This window comes from Paenibacillus herberti, assembly GCF_002233675.1.
GTDB lineage: Bacteria > Bacillota > Bacilli > Paenibacillales > Paenibacillaceae > Paenibacillus_O > Paenibacillus_O herberti.
Genome location: NZ_NMUQ01000001.1, coordinates 1,043,144 through 1,060,113 on the forward strand (window position 1 = coordinate 1,043,144; position 16,970 = coordinate 1,060,113).

The 16,970-nt window shown below is 52.3% G+C and carries 15 protein-coding genes; 12 read left to right on the forward strand and 3 right to left on the reverse strand.

Translation table 11 applies throughout. The features are described 5' to 3' along the window. Nucleotides 1–163 precede the first annotated feature (163 nt). The 9 genes from pnp to CGZ75_RS04855 all read left to right on the forward strand — a co-directional run bounded on the left by pnp (nucleotide 164) and on the right by CGZ75_RS04855 (nucleotide 11,371). Entirely contained in the window at nucleotides 164–2,257 is a 2,094-nt protein-coding gene (gene pnp, locus CGZ75_RS04815; RefSeq protein ID WP_425436439.1) for a polyribonucleotide nucleotidyltransferase, read from the forward strand. 227 nt (nucleotides 2,258–2,484) lie between these two features. Further along, nucleotides 2,485–3,468, forward strand: coding sequence for a polysaccharide deacetylase family protein (locus CGZ75_RS04820; protein ID WP_089523117.1), 984 nt, complete (start codon nucleotides 2,485–2,487; stop codon nucleotides 3,466–3,468). Nucleotides 3,469–3,508: 40 nt separating this feature from the next. Further along, on the forward strand, nucleotides 3,509–4,774 hold the full coding sequence (locus CGZ75_RS04825) for a M16 family metallopeptidase (protein WP_089524561.1): 1,266 nt from the start codon (nucleotides 3,509–3,511) through the stop codon (nucleotides 4,772–4,774). Continuing rightward, a complete protein-coding gene (gene dut, locus CGZ75_RS04830) occupies nucleotides 4,755–5,198 on the forward strand; it encodes a dUTP diphosphatase (protein ID WP_089523118.1) in 444 nt (147 codons plus the stop codon). Before CGZ75_RS04825 ends, dut begins: the two co-directional genes overlap by 20 nt. A 292-nt stretch (nucleotides 5,199–5,490) precedes the next feature. Further along, complete coding sequence (dpsA, locus tag CGZ75_RS04835) at nucleotides 5,491–6,390, forward strand: dipicolinate synthase subunit DpsA (protein WP_089523119.1); 900 nt, start codon at nucleotides 5,491–5,493, stop codon at nucleotides 6,388–6,390. After that, on the forward strand, nucleotides 6,387–6,974 hold the full coding sequence (locus CGZ75_RS04840; protein WP_089523120.1) for a dipicolinate synthase subunit B: 588 nt from the start codon (nucleotides 6,387–6,389) through the stop codon (nucleotides 6,972–6,974). Before dpsA ends, CGZ75_RS04840 begins: the two co-directional genes overlap by 4 nt. A 173-nt stretch (nucleotides 6,975–7,147) precedes the next feature. Further along, a complete protein-coding gene (dapG, locus tag CGZ75_RS04845) occupies nucleotides 7,148–8,365 on the forward strand; it encodes an aspartate kinase (protein WP_089523121.1) in 1,218 nt (405 codons plus the stop codon). 69 nt (nucleotides 8,366–8,434) lie between these two features. Continuing rightward, nucleotides 8,435–9,307 carry a 4-hydroxy-tetrahydrodipicolinate synthase gene (gene dapA, locus CGZ75_RS04850; RefSeq protein WP_089523122.1) on the forward strand — a complete coding sequence of 291 codons (873 nt, stop codon included), beginning with the start codon at nucleotides 8,435–8,437 and terminating at the stop codon, nucleotides 9,305–9,307. Between the two features lie 384 nt (nucleotides 9,308–9,691). Further along, nucleotides 9,692–11,371, forward strand: a complete 1,680-nt coding sequence (locus CGZ75_RS04855; protein ID WP_089523123.1) for a ribonuclease J — start codon at nucleotides 9,692–9,694, stop codon at nucleotides 11,369–11,371. A 116-nt stretch (nucleotides 11,372–11,487) separates the two neighbouring features. Here the strand turns inward: CGZ75_RS04855 and CGZ75_RS04860 are convergent, their stop codons facing one another. From CGZ75_RS04860 to CGZ75_RS04870, 3 genes are all read right to left on the reverse strand, one after another. Further along, nucleotides 11,488–12,009, reverse strand: coding sequence for a hypothetical protein (locus CGZ75_RS04860; RefSeq protein ID WP_089523124.1), 522 nt, complete (start codon nucleotides 12,007–12,009; stop codon nucleotides 11,488–11,490). Nucleotides 12,010–12,028: 19 nt separating this feature from the next. Continuing rightward, nucleotides 12,029–12,490: a hypothetical protein gene (locus CGZ75_RS04865; protein ID WP_089523125.1), complete on the reverse strand. Its 462-nt coding sequence runs from the start codon at nucleotides 12,488–12,490 to the stop codon at nucleotides 12,029–12,031. Between the two features lie 157 nt (nucleotides 12,491–12,647). Next, on the reverse strand, nucleotides 12,648–13,040 hold the full coding sequence (locus CGZ75_RS04870; RefSeq protein ID WP_089523126.1) for a VOC family protein: 393 nt from the start codon (nucleotides 13,038–13,040) through the stop codon (nucleotides 12,648–12,650). A gap of 136 nt (nucleotides 13,041–13,176) precedes the next feature. Between CGZ75_RS04870 and CGZ75_RS04875 the strand changes: the two genes are divergently transcribed. From CGZ75_RS04875 to CGZ75_RS04885, 3 genes are read left to right on the forward strand one after another with little or no spacing between them, the layout of a single operon-like run. Beyond that, on the forward strand, nucleotides 13,177–13,959 hold the full coding sequence (locus tag CGZ75_RS04875; RefSeq protein ID WP_245850808.1) for a ClpP family protease: 783 nt from the start codon (nucleotides 13,177–13,179) through the stop codon (nucleotides 13,957–13,959). Next, entirely contained in the window at nucleotides 13,956–14,168 is a 213-nt protein-coding gene (locus tag CGZ75_RS04880) for a YlzJ-like family protein (RefSeq protein WP_089523127.1), read from the forward strand. Before CGZ75_RS04875 ends, CGZ75_RS04880 begins: the two co-directional genes overlap by 4 nt. Nucleotides 14,169–14,215: 47 nt before the next feature. After that, a complete protein-coding gene (locus CGZ75_RS04885; RefSeq protein ID WP_089523128.1) occupies nucleotides 14,216–16,912 on the forward strand; it encodes an FtsK/SpoIIIE family DNA translocase in 2,697 nt (898 codons plus the stop codon). Nucleotides 16,913–16,970: the final 58 nt, after the last annotated feature.

Below are 16,970 nucleotides of genomic sequence, written 5' to 3' on the forward strand. Positions count from 1 at the left end.
TGGTTGCCATCTGTCCGGACTTACCGGAGGGCCGCAGCCGGGTTGCTTTTTATAATGAAAGAGAACAGACCCTTTTTACATACTCCGTACTTTGCAGGTTGAGCTGTTAGGCAGAGGAATTGGAGATTACTTGTCGAATGGATTCAAGAATAGGAGGGATATTATGCACCAGGTTAAAATGACACTCGGCGGCCGCGAGCTCATCCTTGAGAGCGGTCGTCTTGCTAAACAGGCTAACGCAGCTGTAACGGTGCGCTACGGCGACACCGTCATTTTGTGTACGGTCACGGCATCTTCTGGTCCGAAAGATCTGGACTTTTTCCCACTGACCGTCAACTACGAGGAAAGACTTTATGCCGTAGGCAAAATTCCTGGCGGTTTCATCAAGCGCGAAGGACGCCCGAGCGAGAAGGCTATTTTGTCCAGCCGCCTGACGGATCGTCCGATTCGCCCGCTGTTCCCGGAAGGATTCCGCAACGATGTACAGGTACTCAACCTTGTGATGAGCGTAGATCAAAATTGCCCACCTGAAATCGCGGCAATGATCGGCACCGGCGCATCCCTTAGCATATCCGACGTTCCATTTAATGGACCTATCGGTGGTGTTATCGTTGGACGCGTTGATGGCGAGTTCATTATCAACCCGACTGTGGAACAACAGGAGAAGACCGACATCTTTGTCGTTGTATCCGGTACGAAGGACGCCATTATGATGGTAGAGGCGGAAGCGAACGAAGTTTCCGAGAAAGTTCTGCTGGAAGCGATTATGTTCGGTCATGCCGAGATCCAAAAGATCTGCGAAGTTATCAATAAGTTTGCAGAGCTGTGTGGCAAACCGAAGATGGAAGTTGTGCTGCAAACAGTTGACGCTGATGTTAGCGCTGCCGTACAAGCTTACGCATCGGCTCGCCTCGTGGAAGCCATTCGCATCGAGGAGAAACATGCTCGCCAGGAAGCAATCGACGCGGTTAACGCCGAGACGGTTGCACACTTCGAGGAAGTGTATGCTGAAACGCCTGAGCTGATGAAAGACGTTAAAGAATCGCTATATGACATCGTCAAAGTAGAAGTTCGCCGCCTCATTACGCATGACAAAGTGCGTCCTGACGGCCGTGGACTGGATGAAATCCGTCCAATCGATTGTGATGTTGCGCTATTGCCGCGCACGCATGGCTCCGGTCTGTTTACACGTGGACAAACTCAAGCGCTCAGCGTCTGCACGCTCGGTCCTATGGGCGATGTGCAAATTCTTGATGGCATCAGCCCTGAAGAGACCAAGCGCTTTATGCATCACTATAACTTCCCTCCGTTCAGCGTTGGCGAAGCTCGTCCGCTGCGTCCTCCAGGTCGTCGCGAGATCGGCCACGGCGCCCTCGGTGAACGTGCACTGTCCAAAGTTATTCCGCCGGAGTCTGAGTTCCCGTACACGATCCGTCTCGTTTCTGAAGTACTGGAATCCAACGGTTCATCCTCCCAAGCGAGTATTTGCGCGAGCTCGCTGGCGATGATGGATGCTGGCGTACCGATCAAAGCACCAGTTGCCGGCGTGGCAATGGGTCTGATCAAAGACGGCGATCATTTCTCCATCCTGACCGATATTCAAGGTATGGAAGATCATCTCGGCGATATGGACTTCAAGGTTGCGGGTACTGCGGAAGGCGTCACAGCTATCCAAATGGACATCAAAATCGACGGTATCGACCGCAATATCTTGACTCAAGCGTTGGAGCAAGCTCGTTTGGGCCGTCTCCACATTTTGGACAAGATGAACGCTATTATTAGCCAACCGCGCGAGAGCCTTTCCGAATATGCGCCTAAGATCATGACGCTTCGCATCAACCCGGACAAGATCCGCGATGTTATTGGAGCCGGTGGCAAGATCATCAACAAGATCATTGAGGAAACTGGCGTCAAAATCGATATCGAGCAGGACGGAATGGTATATATTGCTTCTACCAATGAGGCGATGAACCAACGTGCTAAGCAGATTATCGAGGGCATCGTGAAGGAAGTTGTTGTTGGCGAAATTTACTCGGGCACAGTCAAACGGATCGAAAAATTCGGCGCATTCGTCGAAATTCTTCCCAACAAAGACGGTCTCGTACACATTTCCCAGCTGTCGACAGAGCGTCTGGCCAAGACCGAAGATGCTGTCAGCATCGGCGATGTCATCATGGTCAAAGTAACGGAGATCGACGCACAAGGACGGATCAACCTGTCCCGCAAAGCGCTCCTTACGACGGAAGCTCAATCCTAAACGGAGGCATGCTCTGGAATTCAGGATGCCAAATGCTGGCTCCAATGCGTCCTATTTAAAGAAGAGTCAGAGTCTCTCTGATTCTTTTTTCTTTTATCAAGCTTTATCAAGCTTTATCAAGCTATATCGGAATTGCTTCTCTAGCTTCGCTGTGGGGGAGGCCAAGCCGCATATTTGTCCACCATCTCTCATACATTGGGGGGAGAAAAGGTGGAGGGTGAGGCTCGATGAAACTCCGTGCTTGGAGCGCCGCAACTTTATGCGGAGCCGTCCTTGTGCTGGCGGCAGCAGCCTGGAGTCCCGCTGGCAGCTATATTCGCTCGCTAGGCAGTGGTGAGTTCCGTGCTGCAATGGCAGCCCAGGATGCGGATCGTTCGCTGCTGGAGGAGATCCGCAAAGAAGCGGAGCGCAGGTATGAGCCGCCGGTTGATGCAGCTGTCGATCGTTGGTATCGGGCTATCCCTGGTTATTACGGCCGGCAGGTAGATGTGGAAGCGACCTATAAAGGGTCGTTGAACCTGCCAAGAGAAGAAGTTCGTTACGTATACAAGCCAGTGAAGCCGGAAAAAACGCTTCTCGATTACCCACTTGAGCCGATCTACAAGGGCAATCCGGCAAAGCGGGCTGCGTCTTTGATGATCAATGTGGCATGGGGCAATGAGTACTTGGAAGCTATGCTTGCTACTTTGAAGCGTAATGAGGTGAAAGCGACCTTTTTCCTGGACGGGTCCTGGTTGAAGAAATATCCGGAGGAAGCGCGCAAAATACGCGATGCCGGGCATGAGATCGGCAACCATGCCTACACGCACCCGGACATGAAAAAGCTCGGAGTGGAGCAGCAGCGCAGCCAGATCGTTCGCACAAACCGTCTGATCGAGGAGACGTTAGGCATCAAAAGCATTTGGTTCGCTCCTCCATCGGGTAGCTTTAACGCTCTGACCGTCAAAACCGCGAGGGAAGAGGGAATGTCAACGGTGCTCTGGACGCTTGACACGGTGGATTGGATGAAGCCGGATCCCGGATCGGTCATTACAAAGATTGCCAGAGGGCTACAGCCGGGCTCGCTCGTGTTAATGCATCCGACGGCCAGTTCACGGGACGCACTGCAAGGTATGATCAACGCTGCGAAGCGCAAAGGGTTGCAGCTTGGCACGGTTAGTCAAACCTTATCCGAGGAGCGGCTGGTTGATGCGGTTGAGAGCGGGCGCTGATTTTGTTATGATGATAATCAAACTTCAAGGAGGAGAACCGGTGAACTTATACAGACTGAGCAATGGCCTCCGTGTTGTCGCGGAACCGATTCCGACCTGCCGATCCGTATCCTTCGGGATATGGGTGAAGACAGGCTCGCGCAGCGAAACCCCGGCCAACAACGGCATCTCCCACTTTATTGAGCATATGCTCTTCAAGGGCACTGAGACCCGCAGCGCCAAAGACATCGCGGATCTGTTTGACGGTATTGGCGGCAATGTGAACGCCTTTACTGCTAAGGAATATACTTGTTATTTTGCTAAAGTGCTGGATCTTCACTTGCCTCTGGCCGTAGACGCTTTGGCGGATATGTTCTTCAACTCACGCTTTGATGAGGAGGAGCTTGCTAAGGAGAAAAATGTCATTTTGGAAGAAATCTCGATGTACGAGGATACTCCTGATGATAAAGTCCATGACGAGGCTTCGCGAGCGTCCCTTGGCGAGCATCCTCTGGCTTATTCCATCTTGGGCATAGAAGAACGCCTTGCCGAGATGGGACCGGATGCACTTCGAGCTTATATGAACGATCAGTATACGATTGAGAACACCGTTATTAGCGTGGCTGGCAACATCGAGGTGAAGCCGCTGCTGGAAATGTTGGAGCAGCAATTCGGGCGTATGAGCGCACGCGGCCCAGGCCGCAGCTTGGAAGCACCGTCGTTCAACGGTCAGTATTTGTTCCGTCCAAAACAAACCGAGCAGAACCATATTTGCCTGACTTTCCCTGGTTTCTCCATTGATGATGAGAAGCTGTACGCAATGGTGCTTCTGAACAATGCGCTCGGCGGCGGCATGAGCTCCCGACTGTTCCAGGAAATTCGTGAGAAGCGTGGACTTGCCTACTCCGTTTATTCATATCATACGTCTTATGCGGATTCTGGGTTGTTCACGATTTATGCGGGTACGGCTCCAAAACAAACAGCGGATGTGCTGGATTTGACGATGGAACTGCTTGCGGATGTATCCGCGCAAGGTCTGACGGACGCAGAGCTTCGCCGCGGTAAAGAGCAGCTTAAAGGCAGTCTGATCTTGAGTCTGGAGAGCACGAGCAGCCGTATGAACCGCATCGGCAAAAACGAGCTAATGCTGGGCAGACATTACACGATGGACGAAATTATCGAACGCATTGAGGAAGTATCTATGGATGATATCCGCTCCGTCACGGCGCGGATGCTGGCCAAGCCTTTCGCCGTCGCCATGGTTGGCACGGAAGAAGGTCCGGCCGCAACGCTGAGGAGGGACCGTTTTGCATCAAGTACTGTTTAAGCGCCTGCCGGGCAACGAGGACGTTTCGCTTCCAACCCGCATGTCCGAGGCTGCTGCTGGCTTCGATCTGCATGCTGCAGTTGGGGAGAACGTTGTATTACAACCGGGAGAGCGTGGACTCATTCCAGCCGGCTTCGCGATGGCGATGCCACCAGAGCTGGAGGCGCAAATCCGTCCCCGTAGCGGTCTAGCGTACAAACATGGCATTACCTGCCTTAACTCGCCTGGCACGATTGACGCTGATTATCGCGGCGAGGTGAAGGTTCTGCTCATTAATTTGGGGCAGGAACCTTTTGTTATCGCGAGGGGCGAGAGAATTGCCCAAATGGTATTCCAGACCGTTCCGACTATCAGCATTCAGGAAGCCGATGAGCTTCCCGAAACGCTGCGCGGCGCGGGTGGGTTCGGACATACCGGTAAGTAACCCTATTGTTCGCAAGTTCTGCTGAGCGCATATCGGCAACGCAGAAGCAGCCGCTTCGTTAGCTTCCCTTTAGGGAGGCAGCGAAGCGGCTTTTTTCATGCTCAGCCCCAGAACCTAAGCTGTAACCCACTTCACGCTTGCGGCATAAAATGCACTATACGCACGAAAGGCGATTGCGGAAGGGCTTTGAGCGCCTTGCTGCAAGCTGGAGTGAGTGAGGCGGCGGACCGGCTAGGCGTATCCCGGATGGCTGCCGCCTTGGGTGAATAAGGTGAGAGGATGTGACGCCAGCATGCTGACCGGCGTTCAGGTGCTGCTGATTGGCGGCGACGCAAGGCAGCTAGAGGTCATCCGCAGGCTGTCGGAGTTGGATGCCTCGCTGACGGTGTCCGGCTTTGACGGGCTCCGTACCCTTCCAGGGGATATCTCGAACAGCGAGCTGAGGGAAGAACTTTTTGACAAGGTCGATGCTATCATTCTGCCAGCAGTTGGCACGGATGATTCCGGCCTGATTCCCGCTGCATTCAGTGATAACGAGCTGCTTTTGACTGAAGCGATGCTTACTCGGCTACCAAAGCACTGTACCATCTATTCCGGCATGGCCAGACCATTTTTGAAGGACATTTGCCAAAAGCACGGAATAGGACTTGTCGAGTTGTTCGAAAGAGATGACGTGGCCATTCTTAATTCCATCCCGACTGCTGAAGGTGCGGTCAAGATGGCGATCGAACATACGGATATTACGCTGCATGGATCCACCTCTATGGTGCTTGGACTTGGAAGGACGGGGCTCACGCTTGTCAGGACGCTGCAGGGACTGGGCGCTCGTGTGCTGGCCGGAGTTCATCTGCCTGAGCAGTATTCAAGAGCTGTCGAGATGGGCGCGAAGCCTTTCTACACGCGGGATTTGCAGGATTATGCTGCCAATATTGACTTGCTTTTTAACACAATTCCAACTATGATAGTCACAGCGCAAATGATAGCCAGAATGCCGTCCCGGGCCGTTATTATCGACCTGGCCTCCAAACCTGGAGGCACCGATTTCCGCTTTGCGGAGAAGCGAGGACTGAAGGCCATTCTGGCTCCCGGATTGCCCGGTATCGTGGCCCCCGTGACCGCTGGACGCATCATAGCGGATTGTGTCACTCAGCTGATTCTGGATGACATCAGCACGCGGGGGAATGGACAATGAACTGGAACGGACTTACGATAGGGTATGCCCTTTCGGGATCTCACTGCACCTTTGCTGAGGTTATGCCTCAGATTCAGAAGTTTGTCGATGCGGGAGCCAATGTCGTGCCGATTGCAACTCAGAGTCTCATGACTACCGATACGAGATTCGGTACGGCGGAGGAGTGGAAGCGTCAGCTGCGCGAGATTACCGGCAATGAGATTATCTCAACCGTAGTTCAAGCAGAGCCGCTCGGGCCTTCCAAGCTACTGGACGTCATGCTGATTGCCCCATGTACGGGCAACACGACGAGCAAGTTAGCTAATGCCCTGACGGATGGAGCTGTACTGATGGCCGCCAAGGCTCAGATGCGCAACGGCCGGCCGGTCGTACTGGCGATCTCCACCAATGACGGTCTCGGCCTTAATATGGCCAATATCGCCAAGCTGATGGTAGCCAAGAATATTTATTTCGTTCCGTTCGGTCAGGATGATCCGGTCAACAAGCCCAATTCACTTGTGGCGAAGATGGATCTGGTCATGGAAGCGTGCGAATCTGCCCTGCAAGGCCGCCAGATGCAGCCTCTGTTGATTCAGAGAGCTTAAGCTTCTCTGCACGCACTCAAGCTGATGGCAGCAACAGAGCCGTTTGGCACTGCAGCCGGGCATGAGGATATACAGCAGCCGGCAGCGAACAAGACGCTGACGGCTTTTTTACTACAATTGCGTGTATTGCAATTATTCTGCTTAATCATAAAGGCGTAGAAGGGATGTCATCAATGGGGGTACGGGTATTGAAGTTTGGCGGCACTTCCGTGGCGACCAAACAAACGAGGGAGCTGGTGATTCACCACATCCAGCGCGAGCTGAAGGATGGCCATCAGCTTGTCGTAGTCGTGTCGGCGATGGGGCGCTCTGGTGATCCTTATGCAACGGACACATTGTTGTCCATGACACATGAGGAGGGAGGACAGCTTGCTGCTCGGGAGCGGGATCTGCTGATGGGCTGCGGCGAGATTATCTCAGCAGTCGTTCTGTGCAGCGAACTGTCCGCTCACTCCATTCCAGCTGTTGCGCTGACGGGTGGCGGAGCGGGAATTATAACTGGCAGTCAGTTCGGTGAGGCCCGTATTGAAGAAATCCGCACGGAGCGGATGAAGCATCATCTCAATAAGGGCGAAGTTGTCGTTGTCACTGGTTTTCAGGGGCAGGATAGCCGTGGCGATCTGACAACTCTGGGCAGAGGAGGCAGCGATACATCTGCAACGGCACTCGGCGCGGCACTGCAAGCGGAGATCGTGGACATCTACACCGATGTGAATGGAATTCTGACGGCCGATCCGCGTATCGTAAAGGATGCCAAGCCATTGACGGTTGTCGGGTATGCGGAAATTTGCAATATGGCTAGACTAGGAGCCAAGGTGATTCATCCCCGAGCGGTCGAGATTGCTCAACAGGCTCGCATTCCACTGCGGGTGCGCTCGACGTTTTCGGATGAGGAGGGCACGCTTGTCACCGATTTGCCGACAGCGCTTAGCCTGGCATCGCCGCTTAAGGATCGCCATGTGACCGGTATCGCTCATGTGCCGGGTGTGACTCAAATTTCGGTACGGGCAGTTGAAGGCATCGCCGATACACAGCTCAAGGTGTTCCAATCGATGGCTCGCCATCATATTAGTGTAGACTTTATCAACGTTACGCCCGCTGGCGCGCTGTATACGGTTATGGACAATGATGCTCCCAAGGCGATAAGAGTGCTGCAGGAGCTTGGGTTCGAGCCGGAAACAGTAAGCGGTTGTGCTAAGGTTTCCGTGATTGGGGGCGGTATGCACCGCGTGCCGGGCGTTATGGCTCGGATCGTGGAAGCTCTTTCGGAGCCGGGGATTCCGATTTTGCAGTCGGCGGATTCCAATACGACGATCTGGGTGCTTGTCCGTGAGGAACATATGGGCAACGCACTGAGAGCGCTGCACGCCAAGTTCGAGCTACATCTGTAAGCTTTCGATCACTAATATCAGGCAGCATACGAGAGCAGAAGCTCGTACCTGCCGAGGAGGTAACCCGAAATGGATTTTGGCAGACTTATTACAGCAATGGCTACTCCTTTCGCTCCGGATGGCGCGGTAGACTGGGACACAACAGGACGTTTAATCGATTATTTGATCGAAGATCAGCGCACGGATTCAATTGTGGTGAGTGGCACGACCGGCGAATCACCGACGTTGAACGACGAAGAGAAGGTTGAGCTGTTCCGTTTTGCTGTTAAACACAGTGCGGGACGCGCTCGTATCATTGCCGGTACCGGCAGCAATCATACGGCTCATTCCATTCATTTGACCCAGGCCGCCGAGAAGGCGGGTGTAGATGGTATCCTGCTTGTGGTGCCTTACTACAACAAGCCGAGTCAAGAAGGAATGTATCAGCATTTCAAGGCGATAGCCGAATCCACTTCTTTGCCTATTATGCTGTATAATGTGCCGACGCGTACGGTGGCAAGCATGGATGCGGCCACGACGGTTCGTCTGGCTCAGGATGTGCCGAATATTGTTGCGACCAAGGAATGCCATTCCCTAGACCATATCGCTGAAATTATTAGCGGAGCACCGGACAGCTTCCGGGTTTATACCGGAGACGACAGCGTCGGTCTACCAGCGATTGCTGTAGGTGCTTATGGCGTCGTCAGTGTCGCTTCCCATGTAGCAGGTGCCCAAATGAAAGCGATGATCGAAGCTTACTTAGAAGGACGCAATGTGGAGGCTGCTGCTATGCATCGCCGCTTGCTGCCTCTGTTCAATGGCTTGTTCGCGGCTCCGAATCCGGTATTAGTGAAGAAAGCGCTCGAACTGCAGGGATTGCCGGTCGGAGGCGTGCGTCTGCCGCTGGTAGCCGCCGACGAAAAAGAGACTGCTGTCCTAGCTGAGCTGTTAAAAGGGCTTTAAGGTAGAATATAGTTATGTTATGTGCCGGTTCCTCGTATGGGAGCCGGTTTGTTTTGTTTTGACGCCCTAACAAAAGGGCGAAATCGTATTGCTTTTCATCCTAGAAGGAAACTAAACGTTATCCTACCTCGGATTTCCTGCGCATACGTACGCCCTAATAAAAGGGCGAAATCGTATTGCTTGCTGGCTTGTGTTCCATCTTTTGCATCATGTATAATATTCCTAAGTGACTGGTGCGGTAAAGTTAATATGGCTACGAACCCATACGCGCGGCGGCGGATGGGTGAATGCGTGCATTTCATGTACTTGGTCGTTTCTCGCAAGGAAGCGTTTATCTAATAGCGATCAATAAATTTCCACAACATATAGGAGGTAAGATTTCCCTTGTCAAAAAAGAATATCCAGGACAAGCTGCTTGTCTTCGCCCTTGGCGGCGTAGGCGAGATCGGCAAAAACATGTATGTCATCCAATACGGGAATGACATTGTCGTCGTAGACTCCGGCTTAAAATTTCCGGAGGAAGACATGCTCGGAATCGACATCGTCATTCCAGACATTACTTATCTGACCGAGAATCGCGACAAAGTTCGCGGCATAATTATTACCCACGGTCATGAAGATCATATCGGCGGCTTGCCATATGTGCTTCGTCATCTGAATGTCCCTGTGTACGCGACTAAGCTTACACTCGGACTGATCGAAGGCAAGCTGAAGGAAGCTGGACTGCTCGGCGAGACGAAGCGCATTCTCATCAATGCGGACTCCGTACTCGAGCTCGGAGCCATCACAGCGAGCTTCTTCAAGACGAACCACAGTATTCCGGATTCCGTCGGTGTGTGCCTTGACACTCCGGAAGGCACTATTGTGCATACAGGTGACTTCAAGTTCGACTTTACCCCGGTCAACGACCAATATGCAGATCTGCAGCGCATCGCTGAAATTGGCAAGCGCGGCGTACTAGCTTTGCTGTCGGATAGCACGAATGCGGAGCGCCCAGGGATGACTCCCTCGGAGAGCAACGTCGGCGTCGAGCTGACAGAAATTTTCCGCAAGTCCCAACAACGCGTAGTCGTAGCAACCTTCGCCTCCAACGTGCATCGGATTCAACAGGTGTTCAATGCGGCAATGGCAACCAAACGCAAAGTTGCTATCGTTGGACGGAGCATGGTGAACGTAGTGACGATTGCCGGTGAGCTTGGTTACCTAAACATTCCTGAAGGCATGATCATCGAGCCGGAAGAAGTGAACAAGATGGCTTCCGAACGCGTTGTTGTATTGTGCACAGGCAGCCAAGGCGAGCCGATGTCCGCTCTGACTCGCATGGCCCGCTCCACCCATCGCAAGATCGATATCTTGCCGGGAGATACTGTAATCATCGCAGCTACGCCGATTCCGGGCAATGAACGTGATGTAGGCCGCACGGTGGACGAGTTGTTCCGACTCGGCGCTAACGTCATTTATGGACCAGGCTCTGTGTCTGGCGTCCACGTATCCGGCCACGGCAGCCAGGAAGAGCTCAAGCTGATGCTCAACCTGATCAAGCCGCAATACTTCATTCCGATTCACGGTGAGTATCGGATGCTTCGTCAGCATGCCAAGCTTGGTGAGGCAGTTGGCGTCGCTCCAGAAAATATTTTCATTTGCGACATCGGCGATACGGTTGAATTCCAGGGCGGAGTAGGACGTAAAGGCTCCAAAGTTGCTTCCGGCAATGTTCTGATCGACGGCCTTGGTGTCGGCGATGTAGGTAACATCGTACTTCGCGACCGCAAGCTGTTGTCCCAAGACGGCATCCTGGTTGTAGTCGTGACGCTGAGCAAGCAGGACGGCACGATCAAGGCTGGCCCGGACATTATCTCGCGCGGCTTCGTATATGTTCGCGAGTCCGAGGGACTGCTGGATGAGGCGAACCGCATCGTAACGACAACGCTGAATAAACTGATGAATGACAAAGTCAATGAGTGGGCTTCGCTCAAGACGAATGTCAAGGATGCGCTTGGCCGCTTCCTGTATGAGCAAACGCGTCGCCGCCCGATGATTTTGCCAATCATCATGGAAGTTTAAGATCTACAATTCAAGTTATAGACATCAAGACGGGAGGAGACTGAGCCAAGCTCAGTCTCCTCCCGTCTTCGTTTATGCCACGACGAGTTCCCCCGATTTGGCCGAGTGGCTATGCCTTACCTACGACTTCCGCGGGCTTGGGCAATCATTCGATCGTATATTCTTAGTGTCGGATATTCGCCGTTCTCTGGCCCAACGTTATATTGTACAAAATCAATTTCATCGTTAGTCCACTCAATATTTGTAAAATAGTTATATCGGGTGGATCCGACCGGTAGCGTCAGTGTCTCAAAACGAATATAACCGTCCGCTCTACCATCCTGATAGATTTGATATCCGCATCTACTGATCTCACGTGTTATATCCTGTTCAAAGAAGTGTTTTCCATTGGGCTGCAGCCAGCTGTCTAAAGGCGGACTTTCAAAATAAACGTAATTTTCGCGCAGCTGCAACCAGAAGTTTTCCGATTCATTTATGACTCGAAAGATTTGTGTTGCCTCGATTCCTATAGGGCCACCTGGTTTGTTATGGGATTTAGAGAAGGTTTGTGTTGCAATGACAAGCAAAATAAATAAAACCAAAATCATGCCTAGTTTAGATCCCTTGAAATTATTGATGCCCGCTCTTTCGATTGTCATCTATACTCCCCCACATTAATTAACTCTGATTGGTAACAATCAAATTTCTGTTATTACTGACCCTGGTATCAATTGGACCTGTAGATTTAACAAATCTTATAGTCGGAGCGGCACCAAGGCCGGCACCATTTCGGAATGTACAGCTAAGAGTTCCAACTACTTGATTACTGCTGTTAACGACATTGTATTTAGCAGAGCCATCTTCAATACTACCGAACTCCGTGACGACTTCATAATTAAAAGTGTCGCCTGCCGCAATCGTATTCAACTGTGGTTTAGGCGATTGGAAGTCCCCCGTATAGGAGGTGGCTACCAAAGAGAGATTTGTCGTGTTGTTAAAAACCGTAAAGCCCTCCGTCGTTTCTCCTACCGAACAACAACATTTCCGCTTTCGTTTGAGCAGAAGAAGGATCAGTATAAATAGGATCAAAATAACGGATTCTCTTGTGAGTTTGGTCTGTTTTACTTGTTTCTTTAGCATATCAATTACCTCCTAAAATATTAATTTGTCCTTCTACTAACTTATGAATCTAACGACGTGCCCGTTCGGGCTAACTCTATATGACAAATAAAGCCCGCTTCCGCAGAGGGGAGCGAGCTTAGTTAACGGAGCCGATCGTCATGGCGATTTAAAGATTTTAAGGAAGATTGATCTGCCAGGAAACGCCGAAGGTATCGTTAATCCAGCCGAATTGTCGACTGAATCCATAGTTACCAAGAGGCATTAACACGCTACCGCCGGCAGACAGTCCATCATAGAGCCCTTTGACTTCATCTTCTGTATCGCAGGTAACGAAGATTGAGAAGGCTGGCGTAAACGTGAATTCATGTTTGATGTGGCTGTCGATGCACATGAAGGTCTGTCCCTTTAAGGTGAAGGAAGCCTGTATGACCGTGCCTTCGGCTCCCGGACCCTCTGGTCCGAAGCGGCTTATGCTCGTTATGCTTGAATCTTCAATTAATGATAGGTAAGTATTCATCGCCTCCTCGGCATTGCCTTCAAACATAAGAAAGGGGGTTATGTTTCTCATGGATCGGTCTCCTCGCATTTTGAGATCCTAAAGGGTATGGAAATGGTTATCCTTCCTCATACTACCTGGTGCAGCTTAATTGGGAAATGAGGAGGCGTTGAGAGTGGATCAGGCAATAACTGGCGTACGCTCCGAAGTGGCTGAACCTGCGGGCGGAATTGAAAAGACGAAGCTGGAAGCGATCCAGCAGCTTGGACAGATGGGAACTCCGCCCGCGGATCCTTCCAATATTTTTTGCATGACGATCATCGGGCAAGTAGAGGGGCATATGGTGCTGCCTCCGCAAAATAAAACGACTAAGTATGAACATCTGATACCGCAGCTGGTGGCGGCGGAGCAGACGAACAAGATTGAAGGCATTCTTATCGTGCTCAACACGGTCGGAGGAGATGTGGAGGCGGGACTCGCCATTGCAGAGATGATAAGCTCGCTTAGCAAGCCTACCGTTACGCTCGTTTTGGGTGGCGGCCACTCTATCGGTGTTCCGATAGCGGTGTCGGGCAATCGCTCGTTCATTGCACAGTCAGCGACGATGACGATTCATCCCATTCGCATGAACGGTCTCGTCATAGGAGTGCCGCAAACATTTGAGTATTTGGAAAAGATGCAGGAGAGAGTCGTTCGCTTCGTCACATCCCACTCCAACGTTAAAGAGGAGAAGTTCAAGGAGCTTATGTTCAAAACCGGCGAGTTGACTCGAGATATCGGCACAACGGTAATTGGAGAGGACGCCGTTAAGCATGGGCTTATCGATGAGGTAGGTGGGCTCGGCCACGCGCTCCGTGCACTGAACGAACTCATTCAGCAACGTAAACCGGTAAGGGATGACAGCCCCATTCAGCCGTTTGCAATTACAGCAACGGAAATCGCTCCTCCGCTAACAACTCCAGTTACTCCGGAGGGAGGTTTGACTCAATGACGCTTTATACGGTGGTACCGCTTGAACTTGTGCTTGATGGAGTCAATCTCGAACGCGAGCCTTGGGTTGAACGGCGCATCGAAGGCGTTCTGGTGCAGCTGGAGCCGATCTCACCTGGTCGAGGCAAAGTTGTGCGTATTTTGGACGGGCCGCTGGAGAGCTACTTGGACCCGCGCTTTGAGCCGGGAGCTGTGATAGCTCTCGGATAGGAACATTTCCCCACCTATGGTATAATACTGAACCAGAGGTGAGAGAATTGCCCAAGAAAAGGCGGCGTAAAAGACGCACGTTTGGAGAAAACTTAAAATATGAAGTCTATGGAATCTTGCTCATAACGGTGTCCGTGATCGCCTTGTCAGGCGAGGCTACGGTTGGCAGGTCGCTGACCAAGCTCTTCGCACTCGTTTTGGGCAAGTTTCATTTTGTGCTGGCTGTGATCGGCATTGCAGTTGGTCTGTATGTTATGATCCTGCGTTTGTGGCCGACGGGCTGGACTTATCGGAGAACGGGTTTTCTGTTGCTGATTATGGCTATGACGTTGATGAGCTCGATCGGGGAGATTGATCGTAAGCTGGCTCCCGCAGATATTATGAGCGGCTCGGCCATCTTGGCGCAGCTGGGACAAGATATCAGGGAAGGCTTGTTAACGAGCGGTACGCCTGACAATCCAGGTAGTCCTGTGCAGCAATCTGTCAGCGGGGGTTATTTGGGCGCGATGCAATATGCGCTGCTGTATACGCTCTTTGGGTATTTTGGCTCCAAGCTATTATTAATCGTCATGTTCGCGATATCGGCCATGCTCATTACAGGGAAATCCTATGTCGATATTGGGCGTGCGATTCGAACGCGGACAACGAATCTCGCAAAACTTCTTCATGCCAAAGCTTCAGCCCGTCCGCGCAAGCCCAGGGCTCCCAAGCTTCCATCGAAAAAAGGAGAGATTACTGCAGCTACAGCCTCCGCCGGTTCGGACCACCTGTCTTACGGCTTGAACGGGGATGGGCATGATGATGATTATGGCAGCACGATTGTAACTCCGGCACCAGCCAAAGGCCGCTCTTTGTTCTTCTCATGGGGAAGTAAAGCTGCCCAGGAAGATAAGGAAGAGCAAGAAGACAACAACGCCGATGACAGCGACTGGGCCATGGAGGAATCTGCGCTTCGCCAGGGGGCAAGTAAGTCCCGCAAGGCACCTGTGGTTAGCCTGCGAGGGCGTAACACAGCTGAGCCCATGGGGCAGTCCCAGCCCGCGCCTTGGGAGGATGAGGAGGGAGAAGACTGGGAGGATGCATCGGGCCCAATTGCTTCCTCAGGTTCCAAGCTGTCTTCCGGGAGCGGGCCTACTATCTCTGAATCCAGCCAAATGGATGATAGAGAAATGGAGACGTTCGATGCTGGAAACGCGGACGATCAAGAGGAGTTTCCGGTAGCTCCAGTGAGAATTCATCCGGCTGAGCAGTCCGAGGCGTTGGCTGGACCTGATGGGGATAGCGAAGCTTCGCATCCGCCTGTCAAGTCGGCCAAGCCCTATCGGCTGCCCTCGCTTTCGCTGCTCGCGAAACCTGTTGTTTCTTCAAGAAGCGGAGATCTCATCGATATCAACAACGATTCGCGACGTAAGCTGGAAGCGACGCTTGAGAGCTTCGGCGTGCGCGCCAAAGTGCTTGATGTTGTACCAGGACCGGCTGTAACACGTTATGAGGTTCAACCTGCTACCGGGGTTAAGGTTAGTCGAATCGTCAGCTTGACCGATGACATTGCACTTGCTCTGGCTGCCAAGGATATTCGGATGGAGGCGCCGATTCCAGGCAAGTCGGCTATCGGCATCGAGGTGCCGAATGCTGAAGTGGCTATAGTTACGATGCGTGAGGTAATGGAGACGCCTACTTTTGCCAGCGCATCCTCCAAGCTGTCGATTGCCTTCGGTAGAGATATAGCGGGACAGTCGATTGTCGGAAATCTGGCCAAAATGCCCCATCTGCTCGTTGCTGGCGCCACCGGCTCCGGCAAGTCGGTGTGCATCAACGGCATCATTACGAGTATTTTGTACAAAGCTGCGCCGGATGAGGTTAAGTTCTTGATGATTGACCCCAAGATGGTTGAGCTGAATATGTACAATGGTATCCCGCATCTGCTCGCTCCAGTTGTGACTGATCCACGCCGGGCATCTCTTGCGCTCAAGAAGATTGTCGTGGAGATGGAAAAGCGTTACGAGCAGTTCTCTAAGTCAGGTACCCGTAATATCGAGGGCTACAACAGCTTGATGAAAGACAATCCTGCTGCGGTACTTCCGTATATCGTCGTCATTGTTGATGAGCTCGCCGACTTGATGATGGTCGCGGCCAAGGATGTAGAGGATTCCATTACGAGGCTGGCGCAAATGGCCCGTGCCGCGGGCATCCATTTAATCATCGCTACACAGCGTCCTTCGGTTGACGTCATCACAGGCGTCATCAAGGCCAATATTCCATCACGGATTGCCTTTGGGGTATCTTCGCAAGTGGATTCCCGCACCATCCTCGACATGGTAGGAGCAGAGAAGCTGCTAGGCCGTGGAGATATGCTGTTCCTGCCAGTTGGCATGTCCAAGCCGATTCGTGTACAGGGAGCTTTCCTCTCGGACAACGAGGTCGAAGCTATCGTTGAATATGCACGCTCCCAGGGCGAGGCAGAGTACAAGGAAGACTTGGTGCCTGAGCTTGACGAAAACGGGGGGTCCAACCAAGGGGATGATGTGGACGAGCTGTTCGATCAGGCGATGCAGATTGTTGTAGAGGCGCGCCAAGCTTCCGTCTCGCTGCTGCAACGTCGTATGCGCGTTGGCTATACAAGAGCGGCTCGACTCATCGACCAGCTTGAAGCGCGCGGAATCGTCGGTCCTTACGAGGGCAGCAAGCCTCGCGAGGTGCTGATGACGCTCGACCAATTCCAGGCGAACCAAAAACATGCATAGAAGGGACCTGCCTTTCTCATACTAGGGACGGTTAAACATCCCGTAGCAGAAAGGCAGA

Excerpts from the sequence above, each read along its gene's own strand:
- pnp (WP_425436439.1), top strand. The coding sequence starts at position 164 with ATGCACCAGGTTAAAATGACACTCGGCGGCCGCGAGCTCATCCTTGAG.
- CGZ75_RS04820 (WP_089523117.1), top strand. The coding sequence starts at position 2,485 with ATGAAACTCCGTGCTTGGAGCGCCGCAACTTTATGCGGAGCCGTCCTT.
- dpsA (WP_089523119.1), top strand. The coding sequence starts at position 5,491 with ATGCTGACCGGCGTTCAGGTGCTGCTGATTGGCGGCGACGCAAGGCAG.
- CGZ75_RS04840 (WP_089523120.1), top strand. The coding sequence starts at position 6,387 with ATGAACTGGAACGGACTTACGATAGGGTATGCCCTTTCGGGATCTCAC.
- dapG (WP_089523121.1), top strand. The coding sequence starts at position 7,148 with ATGGGGGTACGGGTATTGAAGTTTGGCGGCACTTCCGTGGCGACCAAA.
- dapA (WP_089523122.1), top strand. The coding sequence starts at position 8,435 with ATGGATTTTGGCAGACTTATTACAGCAATGGCTACTCCTTTCGCTCCG.
- CGZ75_RS04860 (WP_089523124.1), bottom strand. The coding sequence starts at position 12,009 with ATGACAATCGAAAGAGCGGGCATCAATAATTTCAAGGGATCTAAACTA.
- CGZ75_RS04865 (WP_089523125.1), bottom strand. The coding sequence starts at position 12,490 with ATGCTAAAGAAACAAGTAAAACAGACCAAACTCACAAGAGAATCCGTT.
- CGZ75_RS04870 (WP_089523126.1), bottom strand. The coding sequence starts at position 13,040 with ATGAGAAACATAACCCCCTTTCTTATGTTTGAAGGCAATGCCGAGGAG.
- CGZ75_RS04880 (WP_089523127.1), top strand. The coding sequence starts at position 13,956 with ATGACGCTTTATACGGTGGTACCGCTTGAACTTGTGCTTGATGGAGTC.